This window comes from Pseudomonas sp. FP2338, from assembly GCF_030687515.1.
In the GTDB taxonomy this organism is placed as follows: Bacteria; Pseudomonadota; Gammaproteobacteria; order Pseudomonadales; family Pseudomonadaceae; genus Aquipseudomonas; species Aquipseudomonas salomonii.
The window spans coordinates 3,963,263-3,978,959 of sequence record NZ_CP117436.1 but is presented as its reverse complement, the minus strand read 5'-3'; the positions used below and the strand labels follow the sequence as shown (position 1 = coordinate 3,978,959).

At 62.5% G+C, this 15,697-nt stretch carries 12 protein-coding genes and 1 pseudogene; 5 read left to right on the top strand and 8 right to left on the bottom strand.

All coding sequences use genetic code 11. The features are described from left to right. Positions 1 to 30: 30 nt before the first annotated feature. From nhaA to PSH96_RS17920, 3 genes and pseudogenes are all read right to left on the bottom strand, one after another. Positions 31 to 1,359 carry a Na+/H+ antiporter NhaA gene (nhaA, locus tag PSH96_RS17930; protein WP_305454157.1) on the bottom strand — a complete coding sequence of 443 codons (1,329 nt, stop codon included), beginning with the start codon at positions 1,357 to 1,359 and terminating at the stop codon, positions 31 to 33. 116 nt (positions 1,360 to 1,475) lie between these two features. Then, positions 1,476 to 1,680, bottom strand: a pseudogene (locus PSH96_RS17925) (chloride channel protein); the annotation flags it as partial. Between the two features lie 139 nt (positions 1,681 to 1,819). Beyond that, positions 1,820 to 3,034 carry an MFS transporter gene (locus tag PSH96_RS17920; RefSeq protein WP_305454155.1) on the bottom strand — a complete coding sequence of 405 codons (1,215 nt, stop codon included), beginning with the start codon at positions 3,032 to 3,034 and terminating at the stop codon, positions 1,820 to 1,822. 116 nt (positions 3,035 to 3,150) lie between these two features. On the opposite strand from PSH96_RS17920, the gene PSH96_RS17915 reads away from it, so the two are divergent. Both PSH96_RS17915 and PSH96_RS17910 read left to right on the top strand, forming a co-directional pair. Then, complete coding sequence (locus tag PSH96_RS17915) at positions 3,151 to 4,047, top strand: LysR family transcriptional regulator (RefSeq protein ID WP_305454154.1); 897 nt, start codon at positions 3,151 to 3,153, stop codon at positions 4,045 to 4,047. A gap of 92 nt (positions 4,048 to 4,139) precedes the next feature. Further along, complete coding sequence (locus PSH96_RS17910; RefSeq protein ID WP_305454153.1) at positions 4,140 to 5,018, top strand: DUF2242 domain-containing protein; 879 nt, start codon at positions 4,140 to 4,142, stop codon at positions 5,016 to 5,018. A 1-nt stretch (position 5,019) separates the two neighbouring features. Here PSH96_RS17910 and aceE read toward each other — a convergent pair whose 3' ends face one another. Beyond that, positions 5,020 to 7,680, bottom strand: coding sequence for a pyruvate dehydrogenase (acetyl-transferring), homodimeric type (aceE, locus tag PSH96_RS17905; RefSeq protein WP_305454152.1), 2,661 nt, complete (start codon positions 7,678 to 7,680; stop codon positions 5,020 to 5,022). A 145-nt stretch (positions 7,681 to 7,825) separates the two neighbouring features. Here aceE and PSH96_RS17900 point away from each other — a divergent pair, with 145 nt between their 5' ends. Continuing rightward, positions 7,826 to 8,296 (top strand): MarR family winged helix-turn-helix transcriptional regulator, encoded by a 471-nt coding sequence (locus PSH96_RS17900; protein WP_305454151.1) that lies wholly within the window; start codon positions 7,826 to 7,828, stop codon positions 8,294 to 8,296. 129 nt (positions 8,297 to 8,425) lie between these two features. Here PSH96_RS17900 and PSH96_RS17895 read toward each other — a convergent pair whose 3' ends face one another. The 3 genes from PSH96_RS17895 to PSH96_RS17885 form a co-directional block, all read right to left on the bottom strand. Beyond that, positions 8,426 to 9,427, bottom strand: coding sequence for a pyruvate dehydrogenase (locus PSH96_RS17895; RefSeq protein ID WP_305454150.1), 1,002 nt, complete (start codon positions 9,425 to 9,427; stop codon positions 8,426 to 8,428). A gap of 331 nt (positions 9,428 to 9,758) precedes the next feature. Continuing rightward, the gene (locus PSH96_RS17890) at positions 9,759 to 10,793 is read right to left on the bottom strand and encodes an AraC family transcriptional regulator (RefSeq protein WP_305454149.1); all 1,035 of its coding nucleotides are present in this window, start codon (positions 10,791 to 10,793) and stop codon (positions 9,759 to 9,761) included. Between the two features lie 4 nt (positions 10,794 to 10,797). Then, a complete protein-coding gene (locus PSH96_RS17885) occupies positions 10,798 to 11,928 on the bottom strand; it encodes a carbon-nitrogen hydrolase family protein (protein ID WP_305454148.1) in 1,131 nt (376 codons plus the stop codon). 211 nt (positions 11,929 to 12,139) lie between these two features. Between PSH96_RS17885 and PSH96_RS17880 the strand changes: the two genes are divergently transcribed. Together PSH96_RS17880 and PSH96_RS17875 are read left to right on the top strand one after the other, a co-directional pair. Next, the gene (locus PSH96_RS17880; RefSeq protein ID WP_305454147.1) at positions 12,140 to 14,179 is read left to right on the top strand and encodes an NADPH-dependent 2,4-dienoyl-CoA reductase; all 2,040 of its coding nucleotides are present in this window, start codon (positions 12,140 to 12,142) and stop codon (positions 14,177 to 14,179) included. Between the two features lie 57 nt (positions 14,180 to 14,236). Next, entirely contained in the window at positions 14,237 to 15,127 is an 891-nt protein-coding gene (locus tag PSH96_RS17875) for a 1-aminocyclopropane-1-carboxylate deaminase/D-cysteine desulfhydrase (RefSeq protein ID WP_305454146.1), read from the top strand. Here the strand turns inward: PSH96_RS17875 and PSH96_RS17870 are convergent. Continuing rightward, positions 15,117 to 15,674, bottom strand: coding sequence for a cytochrome b (locus tag PSH96_RS17870; protein ID WP_305454145.1), 558 nt, complete (start codon positions 15,672 to 15,674; stop codon positions 15,117 to 15,119). The two genes, PSH96_RS17875 and PSH96_RS17870, sit on opposite strands and share 11 nt — an antisense overlap. Between the last annotated feature and the right edge of the window lie 23 nt (positions 15,675 to 15,697).

Below are 15,697 nucleotides of genomic sequence, written 5' to 3'. Positions count from 1 at the left end.
AGTGCAGAAAGCGGGACGCGGGGAGCTGGCTCAGAACTTTAGTTTGCCCCAGCTCAACCCAATCACCGCTGCCACGGTCGACGCCGTCAGCACACTCAGTTTGGCCGCTGCCAACAGTTCGGGGTCGGAGAAGGCCAGGGACGAGATAAAGATCGACATGGTAAAACCAATCCCCGCCAGCAGGCCGACCAGGCCGACACCGCTCCAGGTGACACCGTCGGGCAGCTTGCAGATATTGAGTTTGACCAGCGTGACACTCGCCAGCATCACGCCCAACGGCTTGCCGATCACCAAGGCGACGATCACGCCCATGAACACGCCGTGGGGCAGCGGGTGCTCAAGGTTCAAGCCCTGTAGGCTCACACCGGCATTGGCCAGGGCGAACAATGGCATCACGCCGAAGGCGACCCACGGGTGCAACGCCGATTGCACGCGCTGCACTGGCGGCATCAGCTCGCGCTGGGCTTCGCGCAGTTGTTTGAGCGGCTTGGCGACCTGGTGCGCGTCGTCGGCCGGTTGCGAAAGGCGATCCATCAGCTCGTTGAAGGTACGTCCGATGGTGTCCAGTGGGCGTTCGGTGGTCGGTTTGGAACTCACCGGCGTCATCAGGCCCAGGATCACCCCGGCGAGGGTCGGGTGCACGCCGGTCTTGAGCAGGCCGAACCAGACAATCGCGCCCGGCAGCAGATAGATCGCCGCCTTGCTGATGCCCATCCGCTGGAATACCAGCACTATGGCCAAACCACCTGCGGCCACCACCAGGCCCATGTAGTCCAGGCTGGCAGTGAAGAACACGGCAATGATCAGGATCGCCACGATGTCATCGATGATGGCCAGTGCCAGCAGCAATACACGCACACCGCTGGGGATCGATTTGCCCAACAGCGCCAGCACGCCGACAGCAAAGGCGATGTCGGTGGCGGTGGGCACGGCCCAGCCACTCGCGGCGGCGGTGCCATGATTGAGCGCGGTGTAGAGGATGGCGGGCATCAATACGCCACCCAGTGCGGCGCCCAGCGGCAGGGTTGCAAGTTTCAGGTTGGCGAGTGCGCCGTCCTTTATTTCCTGGCGTATCTCGGCGCCAACCACCAGGAAGAAGATGGTCATCAGGCCGTCATTGACCAGAAAGTGCAGTGAGCGCGACACACTGAAGTCGCCCAGCCCGAGGGTGATCGGGGTGTTCCAGAAGTGTTCGTAGGACGCGGCGGCGGGGCTGTTGGCCCAGATCAGCGCAGCAATGGCCGCCAGCAGCAGGACGATGCCGCTGACCGCCTCGATGCGTGAAAACCGCTCAAGGGCCGACAGTGCGCCCTCAGTCAATGCCTGGGGACGAGGGATGGCAGGGTGTTTTTTGGGCACGACAAGTCTCCATTGGCGGCCCGACCAATGCTTTGCTTTAACCTGCGTTGTGCCCTATGCAGTCACGCACCCAGGGCGATGATAGGAAGTTGATGAAGAAGTTGTAAACAATGTTGTCAGGGTTGCGGGCTTTTTGTCGGCGGGTGCAGAAAGCCGCGCGCCAATTGCTGGTACAACTCCGGCCCCAATTCGCGAACTGACGGCCTTGGCAATCAGCGCCACCGCCATCAGGCTGATCACCATCCCGTGGCTGTCGATCATCTCCATCACGATGATCGCCGAGGTGATCGGCGATTGGGTCACGGCCGCCAGAAAGCCCAGGCGCGCAAACATCACCACCATCAGCCCGGCGATGGTGGCGCCGGCCCACAGGGTGATCCGGGTGCGCCAGCGCAGTGAGGTAAAACGGCGGCGCAGTGAAATGAACGGTTTTATCACCCAGGTGAATTCCGAATAAGTTTCAGGGTGTTTCAAAGTTAACCCTATATCCAGCGCTTGTCCTCGTGATGCGCCGTGTCGCCGCCAATGCCAGCAGCACCAGTCCGACCACCGCCCAGGGGAACAACCCAACCCCGGATGTTTGCAGCAACAGGCCGCCCGCCAAGCCGCCGCCGGCAATTCCCAGGTTCCACACCGTCACCAGCATCGATTGCGCGGCATCGGCCGAATCACCGGCAGACTTGGCCAACGCCGTCTGCAGCAGCGCCGGCAAGCCACCAAAGGCCAGGCCCCACAGCGCCACGCTGGCATACACCGCACGGGTGGAGGTCATCCACACGCCCAGTGCCAGGGCCGATAGCGCGAACATCACGCAACTGATGATCAGCAGGCGCTGCAAGTGTTGATCAATCAGCACGCCCGTCAGCCAGATGCTCAGCAAGGCCGCGAGACCAAACACCAGCAAGATCCGGTCGATGTCCGCGACTAACCCGGCAGGCACCAGCAGTGGCGCGATATAGGTGTACAGAATGTTGTGCGCCAGTACGTAGGTAAACGTCACCCACAGCACCGGACGAATGCCTGGCAGGTTAAACACTTGGCGCAAACCCAAGCGCTTTTGCGCCGCTTGCCCGGCGAAGTCCGGCAGTTGCCAGCGTGCCCACACCAGCAGCAACAGCGTCAGCCCGGTCATGATGGCAAAGCTCAGGCGCCAGCCCACCGCGGTGCCGAGGAAAGTGCCGGCGGGTACGCCCAGCGACAGCGCCAGCGGTGCGCCGAGCATGGCCACAGCAATCGCCCGGCCTTGCAGGCGCGGGGCCACCATCCGGCTGGCATACCCGGCCAGCAACGCCCAAAGCAACCCGGCGAATACGCCGGCAAAAAACCGCGCAACCAGGGTCAGCCCATAATGGGTGGAGAGTGCCGTGACGCTGTTGACCAGGGCAAAGCCGGCGATGGCAATCAGCAGCAAAGGACGCCGCCGCCAGCCTTGGGTCAATAAAGTCAGGGGAATGGCCGCGAGCAGTGAACCGAGGGCATACAGGGTCACCAGTTGGCCGACCAACGCCTGTGAAACGTGCAGCCCTTCGCTCATTTGCGGCAGCAGCCCGGCCGGCATGGCCTCGGTCAGAATCGTGATAAACCCGGCACACGCCAAGGCCAGCAAGCCGCCGAGGGGCAGTGCGTCCTTTTCGGTCGTGACGTCCGGGTTGGCAATCGAGGGGCAGTCGCTCATGTTCCGTCTCCATGCAAAAGTCAGGGAGGCAGAGTAGGGGGCTGTGGGTTGCGGAAAAACAGGCTAAGGTTCCGAACTTATCGGACATCAAAGTCCGCAATCGATAAAGGTGGGCGATGGATAGTCTGAGTAGCCTTGCGGTGTTCGTACAGGTTGCGGAAACCCGCAGCTTTACCGCTGCGGGCCGCGTGCTGGGGGTATCGTCTTCGGCCGTGGGCAAAAGCATCGCGCGCATGGAAGAACGCCTGGGCGTGCGATTGTTTCATCGCAGCACGCGCAGCGTCACCCTGACCGGCGAAGGCGCGCTGTTCCTGGAGCGCTCGCGACGGATCCTGGCCGAGGTGGAAGCGGCCGAGCAGGAATTGACCGACGCCGGCGCCACGCCCCGGGGAACATTGCGCATCAGCTTGCCGCAAGTGCGTGGCCTGTTGATGCCGGTGCTCAGCGACTTTATGCGCGCCTACCCGGACATCGAACTGGATGTGGACTTCTCCGACCGCATGGTGGACGTGATCGAGGAGGGTTTTGATGCGGTGATTCGCACCGGCAAGCCGGAAGATTCACGCTTGATGGCGCGTCATCTGGGCCACTACCAACTGGTCCTGGTGGCCACGCCGGGTTACCTGGCCCAGCATGGCACGCCGCAACAGCCGCAGGATTTGAGCGGCCATGCCTGCCTGCGCCACAAGTTCTGCGCCATTGGCAAGCTGGAGCCCTGGCCACTGCGCCCTGTGCCGGGCGTGGCGGAGCCGGTGCTGCGTGCGCCGCTGGTCAGCACCACCATCGAGTCCCTCAACTATGTGGTGCACGAAGGGTTGGGCATCGCGTGCCTGCCGGACTTCATGGTCAAGGAGGCGGTGCGCCAGGGGCGTCTGCAACGGGTGCTGGATGAGCATCTGGTCCACCGTGGCAGTTTCTGGATGCTGTGGCCCTCGAGTCGCTTCGCCTCGGCCAAGCTGCGGGTGTTTATCGACCATATGTGTGCCGGGCTTTTCCCTGCGCAGGCGGTGTAATAACGCTGTGACGTTTTACCGACAGGAATGTGCGCGCCAACCCTGCGTTCTGTTGCACAATAGCGCCCTGACTGTTTTCCTCAGGATTTTCGATGTCGACATCATTTCACTTGCGTAGCCTCGGGTTGGCGCTGGTGCTGGCGGGCGCTGCGGGCTGCTCGTCACCCAAGACCGCTATTTATGAACATGAGAATTTCGACGACTCCGGCACGTTCTCCCGTGATTACCCGGTCAGCGATGTGGCGGCCTGTGAAGCGGCGCGACGTGCGCTGTTGAGCCAGGGTTACATCATCACCAGCAGCGACCCCAAGCTGGTGGTGGGTAACAAGAGTTTCCAGCAAACCGGCGAAACCCATCTGCAAATCAGCTTCAACGTGGTGTGTGCCGATGATGGCAAAGGCGCCAAGCATTCGACCATGTTCGCCAACGCCTTGCAGGACCGCTACGCGCTGAAGAAGGTCAACAACTCCGCCAGCCTCGGCGTGGGTGTGTTGGGCTCGGTGTCGATGCCGATTGGCTCCACCGATGATTCGATGGTCAAGGTGGCCAGCGAGACAGTGACGGCGCCGAAGTTTTACGACCGCTACTTCTCGCTGGTGGATGTGTTCCTGCCCCAGGAAGTGAAGGCGGCCGAGCATATTCCAGAGAAGCCCAAGGCTGAGTTGGGCGTGCCGGAGCCGAAAGCGGCTGCGCCTGCCGATAAGCCTGCGCCTGCCGATAAGGTTGCGCCAGCCGATAAGGCTGCGCCAGCCGATAAGGTCGACGCGCCCAAGGACGCACCGGGAGCGCCCGCCGTGTCGGAACCGCTGGCACCGCCGCCAGAGGCGGCACCGATTGCGCCACAGGCCGAGCCTGCGCCGACCACTGCGCCAACGCCTGCACCGGCTGCGGAACCAGCGCCTGCGCCGACCAACCCGAACCTGCCGGCGCCGACAGAGGCGATCCCACCGCTGCCAACGCCAACCCAGTAACTCAGACCGCTACGGGGTTCGTCTTGTCGACGTTGATCCCGTAGCGGCTGATGGCCTCGCTCACCTTGTCACGCCCGATCACGCCGTCATCGGCCAGCGCCTTCAGCGCCGCCAGCACGATGAAGTGGCGGTCCACCTCAAAGAATTCGCGCAGGGTTTCGCGGGTGTCCGATTGCCCAAAGCCGTCGGTCCCCAGCGCCACAAAACGGCGGCCGTGTACAAACGGGCGGATCTGGTCGGCGAATAACTTCATATAGTCCGTCGCCACCACCACCGGCCCGCTGTGTCCGGCCAGGCTGGTTTCCACGTAGCTCGCGCGCGGTTCATCCTGTGGATGCAGCAGGTTCCAGCGCTCCACCGCGTGCCCGTCACGGCGCAATTCGGTCAGGCTGGTGGCGCTCCAGACATTACTGGCCACGCCAAAGTCCTTGTCGAGCAGGTGCGCTGCGGCAATCACCTCGCGCAGGATCGAGCCGCTGCCCATCAATTGCACCTGCGCCTGCGGATGCGTGCTCAGCGGATACAAGCCTTTGAGAATCGCGTCTTCCACGCCTTCGGGCATGGCCGGGTGCGGGTAGTTTTCGTTGAGCAGGGTGATGTAGTAGTAAATGTCCTCCTGTTCGACGTACATGCGCCGCATGCCTTCGCGAATGATCACCGCCAGCTCGTAGGCAAAGGTCGGGTCATAGGCGACGCAGCAGGGGATCACCGACGCGAGGATGTGGCTGTGGCCGTCGTCATGCTGCAAGCCTTCGCCCATCAGCGTGGTGCGGCCAGCTGTGGCGCCCAGCAGAAAGCCGCGAGCGCGGGCATCGCCGGCGGCCCAGGCCAGGTCGCCGACGCGCTGGAAACCGAACATCGAATAGAAAATGTAGAACGGCACGGTCATCAGGCCGTGATTGCTGTAGGACGTACTCGCCGCAATCCACGAAGAAATGGCCCCGGATTCATTCAGGCCTTCCTGCATGATCTGGCCGTCTTTGCTCTCTTTGTAGTAGCTCAATTGCCCGGCGTCTTGTGGGGTATAGAGCTGGCCGACGGCGGAGTGAATGCCGATCTGGCGGAACAGGCTCTCCATGCCGAAGGTGCGCGACTCGTCCGGCACGATGGGTACGATCAGCTTGCCCAGGTGCGGGTCTTTGAGCAGGGTGCCGAGGATGCGCACAAACGCCATGGTGGTGGAGATGGCACGCTCGCCGGTGTCTTTGAGTTGGGTGGCAAACGCGCTCAGTTCAGGAATCTGCAAGGCTTCGACCGCAGTGTGTCGTGCTGGCACATAGCCGCCCAACGCCTGGCGACGGGCAGCGAAGTAGCGGGCTTCTTCGCTGTCGGCGGCGGGCTTGAGGTAAGGGATTTCGTCGAGCTGGTCATCGGCCACTTCCAGGCCGAAGCGGTCGCGAAAGGCTTTTACGGCATCAGCGCCCATCTTCTTCAACTGGTGATTGATGTTCTGGCCTTCGCCCGCTTCGCCCATGCCAAAGCCCTTGACGGTTTTGGCCAGGATCACCGTCGGTTGGCCCTTGTGGCGCACGGCAGCAGCGTAGGCGTTGTAGACCTTGTCCGGGTCGTGGCCACCGCGTGAGAGTTTCCAGATATCGTCGTCGGACATGTCGGCAACCAGTGCCAGTAATTGCGGGTATTTACCGAAGAAGTGTTCGCGCACATAGGCGCCGTTCTGGGATTTGTAGTTCTGATAATCGCCGTCCACGCATTCCATCATGCGTTGGCGCAACAGGCCGCTCTGGTCCTTTTCCAGCAGCGCATCCCAGCCGCCGCCCCAGATCACCTTGATCACATTCCAGCCGGCGGCGCGGTACAGGCTTTCGAACTCCTGGATCACCTTGGCATTGCCACGCACCGGGCCGTCCAGGCGCTGCAGGTTGCAGTTGACCACAAAGATCAGGTTGTCGAGCTTCTCGCGGCCGGCCAGGGAGATGGCCGCCAGGGATTCCGGCTGGTCCATTTCGCCGTCGCCCAGGAATGCCCAGACCTTGCGGCCTTGGTGTTGCTTGAGAGCACGGAACTCCAGGTAGCGCATAAAGCGCGCCTGGTAGGCGGCGGTAATCGGGCCCAGGCCCATCGATACTGTCGGGAACTGCCAGAAGTCCGGCATCAGCCGTGGGTGCGGGTAGGAGGACAAGCCCTCGCCACCGGCCTCGCGGCGGAAGTTGTCCAGCTGCGCTTCGCTGATGCGGCCTTCGAGGTAGGCGCGGCCGTAAATGCCCGGGGAAGAGTGGCCCTGGATGTACACCAGGTCGCCGTCGAAGGTATCGGTTCGGCCACGGAAGAAGTGGTCGAAGCCTACGTCGTACAGCACGGCCGCTGACGCGTAGGTCGCAATATGCCCACCAACACCCGAGTGTTTACCCGCACGCAGCACCATCGCCATGGCATTCCAGCGAATAAACGCATTGGTGCGCCGCTCGATGGCCAGGTTGCCGGGGTAGGGCAATTGGCGGTCAACCGCGATGGTGTTGACGTAAGGCGTGGTCACCCGCCCGTAGAAGTCACCATGGCGCGCAACGTCGAAATCCAGCAACTGATCAATCAGGTAGTGGGCACGCGGGCGGCCTTCGGTGGACAGCACCGATTCGATGGACTCCAGCCACTCGCGGGTTTCCTGTGGATCGTCGTCCAGTCTTACTGCGTTATTGGGGGTCATGTGAGGCTCCAGGGTAGGCGGATTTCAAGCAGCGGGCTCCTTGTGGGAGTTGCGCGAATGTAATTGCAATTGCAACTACATGACTGAATCTAGCGCGGGATGAGCTACTATTGCAACCTTCTTGAAATTCCCCGGATGGTGTTGCATGTCGTCGAAAGAGCCCAATGTATGGTTCCGTTTTGTCAGGGCCCACAGGACGGTCATCCGAGAAATCGAACGCCGCCTGGCTGCAGCAGACCTGCCGCCCTATGCCTGGTATGACGCGTTGTGGGGCTTGGAAAGCGGCCCCGACGGCACACGGCGCATGCACGAATTGGCCGATGTGCTGGCGATTGAGCGCTACAACCTCACACGCCTGGTAGACCGCCTGGAAAAGGACGGACTGGTAGTGCGTTCACGCTCCGACGGCGACGGCCGCGCAGCGTTTGCCTCGATCACCGAGGCCGGCCGGGTGTTGCGTAAAAAGATGTGGAAAATCTACGAAAGCACGGTGGATGAGCTGTTCCTGTCGCAAATCGAGCCTGAGCAGCGCCAGCTGTTTGCCGATACCTTGGAGCGCACGGCGGGGTTGGCGGTGGAGGCCGGGGCGCAAACCCGAAGCCGACGCAAGATCTAATAGGCGTTGGAGGTCCAATGTGGGAGCGGGCTTGCTCGCGAATGCGATCTGTCAGACACCTAGAGGCTGACTGACCCACCGCTTTCGCGAGCAAGCCAGCTCCCACAATTTTGACCGTGTGCCCATGCATCACAGTGGATACCGACGCATCGCCGCTTCGACCTGCTCAACACCAATACGGCCTTCATCGGCCAATGCCCGCAGCGCACACACCACAATCCAATAGCGACTGGGCGCAGACGCCTGCACCGACCCCGCCCCCAACCCGACAAACCGCGCGGGCACATAGGCCGCCAACTGATCGACAATCACCTGCGGATAACCGGTCACGGCAATCACCGGCGCGGTGCTCCCGGCCAGGCACTCATGCAGATGGCAGCTTTGCCTGGCAGCCATCGGGTGCAAGCGATTCCAGCGCTCGGCCGCCGCTGCCTCACGGGCCAGCCGCGTGTAGCTTGGGCAGCTCCATACCTTTGCCGTTACTCCCCAATCCTGTTCGAGCAATTGCGCCGCGTGGGTCACGTCCTCGAGCGCTCGGCCCGCACCCAGCAAGCGCACCTCCCCAGTGTGAGTACGCTGGAGCGGGTACATGCCCTTGAGCGCGTCTTCACGATCCTGCTTATCCAGCCTCGCTGCGCGCTGTTGATCATGCAGCGCGAGGTAATAAAACCCCGGCTTGCCGTCGACATACAGCGCGTGAATCCCGGCCAGCACAATCGCCCGGGCTTCTTCGCCGGACGACGGGTCATAGGGCGTGCAGTGCGGGTTGGTCGCCAGCCACAATGGCAGCGACGGTTGCGCGCCTCTGGGCCAGGCAGAGGGCTGGTTCTCGACGTCGTTGCAGAGGATGCCGCGCTGCGTGGCGGCCTGCGACAGCCCACATAACTGCGCCGACGATGCTGCACGGTGCAGGTACAGCATGGGTTTTTCGCCGGTATTGCGCGCAAACCAACTGGGCCAGTTGCCCACACGGCGGCTGCGTGACTGGCCACGAATCACCCAGGCCTGTCGGCTGAACTCCAGGGTATTGGCCATGTTCATGACCGTGTACAGCGGCGAGCCGGGCGGCGGCGCGGCACTGCTCAGCGCATCGATACAGCGCTGCGCGGCTTGGGCGGTAGAGACAGGCATGGTCGAGGCTCCTTGCTACGAAGGCTCGTACCCTAATGGAAATCTGTTATTGATTGCAAATGCAATGATTGCAATCGCACCTCGCACCCGAAATGCTAAATCGACTCAACCCTGCTACGTTTTATCTTGAAGTGCAGGAACGTCATGGCGCCGACATTTTTTCGTCATCACGGCACTTTAGGCTGGGTGTGCAGGTCATTTATTTGCAACCGCTTTTAACCAACAAGGAGTCCACCATGGACGAATACCAGGAAGAACTGCTGGAGTACCACGCGTTTGAACTGGATCCGCTGGATCCGGCCGATGACGCCACCGAGCTGTAACACCGACTTCAGGCGGAATGCCGCTGACTGCGGCGAAATTCCCCTGGGGTCTGGTTGTTCCACCGCCTGAAAGCCCGTTGAAAGGCTTGGGCTGAGGCAAAACCGAGCAAGTAGGCGATCTCGCCGAACGCCAGTTCCGTGTCGCGAATGTAGGTCATGGCCAGATCGCGGCGGGTATCGTTGAGAATTGCGCGAAACTGCGTGCCTTCGTCGGCCAGTTTGCGCCGCAGTGTCCAGGTTGGCAGCTTCAAGCGTGCCGCCACTTCTTCCAGGTCGGGTTCCCGGCCACCATTAAGCATCGGCCCGAGCAACCTTGTAATGCGCTCGCGCAGGCTGCGGGTGCGGGTGAGCTGCTCCAACTCCTGTTCACATAATTTCAACAGCAACTGCCAGGTGCTGGGGCAATGCTGCGGGTTACGCAGGCCCAGGGTTGGCTGGTTGAGGCGCAACTGGTTGGCGTCGGCACCGAAATGCACCGGGCTGTCACCCAGCACGCTGTACTGTTCGCTGTACTCCGGGGCTTCAAACTCGATGTCGATGCGCTGCGCCTGCACCGGTTGTTGGGCCAGGCTCGACAATTGCTGCAACCAGCCGGCGATAATCGAGTCCACCACAAAGCGGTTGTAGGTGTTGTACGGGCTGATGGAATAGAAGCGCAGCCAGGCGCCTTCGGCGTCCTCATGAAAGCTCGACTGCCCGCGATAGTTGGAGCCGTACAGCGCTTCAAACCGCGTCAGTGCCCGCGCCGCTTCGCGTACGTTCGGCGCCTGTGCGGCGGTGACGCCGGCCAATCCCGCCTGGCTCAGACGGCTCAATTGCCCCATGCGCAAGCCCAGGCCGGGGTCGCCGGTCAGCTGGATGGCGGCGTGCCCCAGGCGCATATAGCGCGGGATCGACAGCCGCGCCCCGGCTTCGGCAAGGCGCGCCGGGTCCAGGCCGTATTGCAGCAGCAGCGGTTGCGGGTCCAGGCCATGGCTGTGGACGGCGTCGGCCAGGGACTGCACAAAGCCCACCGACAAATCCCCAAGGCGCACCGGCTTCACGGCGTTACAGCCAGATATTCAGCAGGCGCGCGCCGCGAGCGTCATTGCCTGCGGTGACGTGCCCGTTGTTGCTGAGGAAGCTGTGCCCGGCGGTGCCCAAGTCCCAGAACTGCCCACGCAGGAACACACTCATGCCGGCGCTGGCCTGACTGATCGGCTGTTGGCTGATCAGGGTGAGGCGGCGCCAGGCTTCGCCTTCGCTGAGTTCTTCGGGCTTGAGGCTGATTTCGGGCGGCGTGGACACGCTTTTAAAACCGCGCCATGGGCGGTCCCAGGTATCGCGGCCGGTGACGAAGGCCGGCACGGCCACCAGTTGCGCACCTTGCTCGTTAAGCTTGCGGTAGTTGTCCGGGTACCAGCTGTCGCTGCCGATCAGGATGCCCAGGCGCCCGGCCGGCGTGTCGACCACGCTGACGATATTTTCGTCACCCGGTGCAATAAACCCGCGCTCATCGTAAATCGGGTAAAGCTGGCGTTGTGGGTCGCCGATGGGCAGGCCATCCGCCGCAAACACCACGCTGGCGTTGTACAGCGCACCGTGGCCGATGTGCAGTTGGCCCTGGCTGACACTGGGGTTCGGCAACGCAATGGAGCCGGCCACCAGGGTCACGCCGAATTCTTTGGCCAGGCCGCCGAACAGCACTTGATAGTCACGGGCCATGGCTGGCGCCTTCATGCGCAGGTAGGCGTCGTCCATGCGGTTATCGCCTTTGGCACTGATCCAGGCGCGGGCAAACTGCAACGGGTTGCTGGCCGACAGCCAATTCATGGCGTCCTTGAGGTGGGTGGCCTGGTACAGCTCGTTCTTTTCGCCGCTGAGCATCAACCAGGTGCCGATATGTTCCGGCAGCACGACGACGGTCTTGGGGTTGATCAAACCTTGGTCGCGGGCCTTTTGCAGGTAGGCCGAGAGTTTCAAGTGCAGGCGTTCCAGGCTCTGGTAATCGGCCGGATACAGCTCGGGCTGGATGCCCAGCAGATTGCCACGGTCGGCGGGCTCGCCTTCGTTGACGGCGAGGGTGATACGCAGGTCCGACAGGTAATGCGCCACAGGGCGCTCCTGGGTCCAGACCAGATACGCGGCGACGGCGGCAACCAGGGCCATGGAGACGGTGAACGCTAGAAGTTTACGCATGGGGCAACAGACAACAGACCGTGTGCAGGGTTCGCGACTAGGGTAGGGCCCATGCAGCGGCCTGCCAAGGGGCACTGTGCATTTGGATCAATAACTTGTCAGTTACGGTCATTGAGCGGTAGTCCGCTGCCTCTTAGTCTGTGGGACATAAACCGATGGCGCGCCATTCGAGCCTGCCACGTCCCGTGATGATCCGTTGTGGAGCTGTACCATGACCGCTGCTGCCTACCCGCACCTGCTGGCCCCGTTGGACCTGGGTTTTACCACCTTGCGCAACCGCACCCTGATGGGCTCGATGCACACCGGCCTGGAAGAAAAGCCCGGCGGTTTCGAACGCATGGCCGCCTATTTTGCCGAGCGCGCCCGTGGCGGCGTTGGCCTGATGGTCACCGGTGGCATCGGCCCGAACGATGAAGGCGGCGTGTACGCCGGTGCCGCCAAGCTGACCACCGACGCAGAAGCGCAAAAGCACAAGATCGTGACCCAGGCCGTGCACGAAGCGGGCGGCAAAATCTGCATGCAGATCCTCCACGCCGGTCGTTACGCCTACAGCCCCAAACAGGTAGCACCGAGCGCGATCCAGGCGCCGATCAACCCGTTCAAGCCCAAGGAGCTGGACGAGGAGGGCATCGAGAAGCAGATTCAGGATTTTGTCACCTGCTCGCTGCTGGCCCAGGTGGCCGAGTACGACGGCGTGGAAATCATGGGTTCCGAAGGCTACTTCATCAACCAGTTCCTCGCCGCCCACACCAACCACCGCACCGACCGTTGGGGTGGCAGCTACGAAAACCGCATGCGCTTGGCGGTGGAAATCGTACGCCGGGTGCGCGAGGCTGTCGGCCCGAATTTCATCATTATCTTCCGCCTGTCGATGCTCGACCTGGTGGAAGGCGGCAGCACCTGGGAAGAGATCGTGCAGTTGGCCAAGGCCATCGAAGGCGCCGGTGCGAGCATTATCAACACCGGTATCGGCTGGCACGAAGCGCGTATCCCCACCATCGCCACCAAGGTGCCGCGTGGTGCGTTCAGCAAGGTCACCGCCAAGCTGCGTGGCGCGGTGCAGATTCCGTTGATCACCACCAACCGCATCAATACCCCGGAAATTGCCGAGCAGATTCTGGCCGAAGGCGATGCGGACATGGTCTCGATGGCGCGGCCCTTCCTGGCCGACCCGGAGTTCGTCAACAAGGCCGCGGCCGGCCGCGCGGATGAAATCAACACCTGCATCGGCTGCAACCAGGCCTGCCTGGACCACACCTTTGGCGGCAAACTGACCACCTGCCTGGTCAACCCGCGTGCCTGCTACGAGACCGAGCTGAACTACCTGCCGGTCAAGCAGATCAAGAAAATCGCGGTGGTCGGCGCCGGGCCTGCGGGCCTGGCGGCGGCCACCGTGGCGGCAGAGCGCGGCCACCAAGTGACCCTGTTTGATTCGGCCAGCGAGATCGGCGGCCAGTTCAATATCGCCAAGCGCGTGCCGGGCAAAGAGGAGTTCTTCGAAACCCTGCGCTACTTCAAGCGCAAATTGCAGACCACCCACGTCGAGCTGTGCCTCAACACCCGCGTGGACGTGGCGCAACTGGCGGCGGGCGGTTATGACGAGATCATCCTGGCCACCGGCATTGCGCCGCGCACCCCGGCGATTCCGGGCGTCGACAACGCCAAGGTGCTGAGCTACCTGGACGTGATTCTGGAGCGCAAGCCGGTGGGCAAGACCGTGGCGGTGATCGGCGCCGGCGGCATCGGCTTTGACGTCTGCGAGTTCCTCGTGCACGCGAGCGTGTCCACCAGCCTGGACCGCGAGGCGTTCTGGAAAGAGTGGGGCATCGACACCCAGCTGCAAGCCCGTGGTGGCGTGGCCGGCATCAAGCCGCAACCCCATGCACCGGCACGTGAAGTGTTCCTGCTGCAACGCAAGACCTCCAAGGTCGGCGACGGTCTGGGCAAGACCACCGGCTGGATCCACCGCACCGGTTTGAAGAACAAGCAGGTGCAGATGCTCAACAGCGTTGAGTACCTGAAGATTGATGACGAAGGCCTGCATATCCGCATCGGCGCCGAGGGCGAACCGCAGGTGCTGGCCGTCGACAACATCGTCATCTGCGCCGGGCAAGACCCGCTGCGCGAACTGCAGGACGGCCTGGTTGCCGCCGGCCAGAACGTGCACTTGATCGGCGGCGCCGATGTGGCAGCCGAGCTGGATGCCAAGCGCGCCATCAACCAGGGTTCGCGCCTGGCTGCCGAGTTGTAAAACGACGACAGGGGCGGTGTTAGACTACCGCCCCTTTTTTCATGCAGATACCGCTCGATGGGCCCCTTCGACTGGCTTCCCCAGGCACCGCTTGAACCGTTGCAGCTCGACTGGCTGAACGGCGTCGAGTTGGCCGTGCTGCGCCTGGACCGCATCGACCCGCTGATCAGCGGCAACAAGTGGTTCAAGCTCACCGAGCACCTGGCCCACGCGCAAACCGCCGGCGCGCGCGGCATCATCAGCCTCGGTGGCGCCCACTCCAACCACTTGCACGCGCTGGCGGCCGCCGGCAAACGCTTTGGTTTCGCCACCGTCGGCCTGTTGCGCGGCCATCCTCAAGACACACCCACTGTGCTGGACCTCAAAGCCTTCGGCATGCAGCTGCATTGGCTGGGTTATGGCGGCTATCGTGCACGGCATGAGCCAGGTTTTTGGTTGCAGTGGCGCGAACAGTACCCCGATCTGTATCCCGTGCCCGAGGGTGGCGGCGGGTTGGCGGGTGCCGTGGGTTGCGGGGTGTTGGTCGAGCACGTGCGGGCACAATTGAACCGCCTGGGCTGGGATGATTACCACGGGTGGTGGCTGGCGGCAGGTACGGGCACCACACTGGCCGGGTTGGCGCTGGCCGAGGCGGGCGCACATCCGGTGTATGGCGCAATGGCCGTGCCGGATGATCATGGGGTTGCACAGAATGTGCAGGCGATTGTGCCGGGCGGTTATGCGTTGCTGGAGGCGAGCCGAGGGGGTTTTGCCAAGGTCGATCCGCTATTGCTCGACTTTATCCAAACCACTGAACAAGCCTGTGGCGTGCCGCTTGAACCGCTCTATACCGGCAAGGCACTCCTGGCGTTGAAGCAACAGATCGAGGCCGGGCGCTTCACCCCCGGCACCCGCCTGATCTTTGTGCACACCGGCGGCCTGCAAGGCCGCCGAGGGTTTATGGGTTAGCCCGCTTGCCCGGCATCATGCGCAATGCGGTGTTGTCGCGCAGGATGTAGTGGTGAATGATCCCCGCCAACGCATGCAGCCCGATCAGCCAATACCCGATCTTGCCAAACAGCACATGCCAACTCTCAATCTCTTTGGCCAGCGCCTTGTTCTGCGCAATCAACGGCGGCAACTCAATCCCATAGAACATCACTGAATGCCCTTCGGCACTGACGATCAACCAGCCGGCAATCGGCATGCCTATCATCAACGCGTACAACGCAACGTGCATCAGTGTGGCCAACAACGTCTGCCATTGCGGCGGTGTGGGCACGATCTTCGGCGCAACCCCCAGGCTGCGCGCAAACAGGCGCAGCCACACCAGCACAAACACGGTAAGGCCGAACATAAAGTGCATTTCGACAATCAGGGTTCGCGCACCACTGCCTTTAGGGAACTGGCCGCGTAACTCTATGCAGGCGTAAACCACCGCCAGCAGCACCACCATCAACCAGTGCAGCGCAATTGACATGGTGCTGTAGCGGGTATCGGCGTTTTTCCACGGCATCGCTGTGTTCCTCACTCATCAGG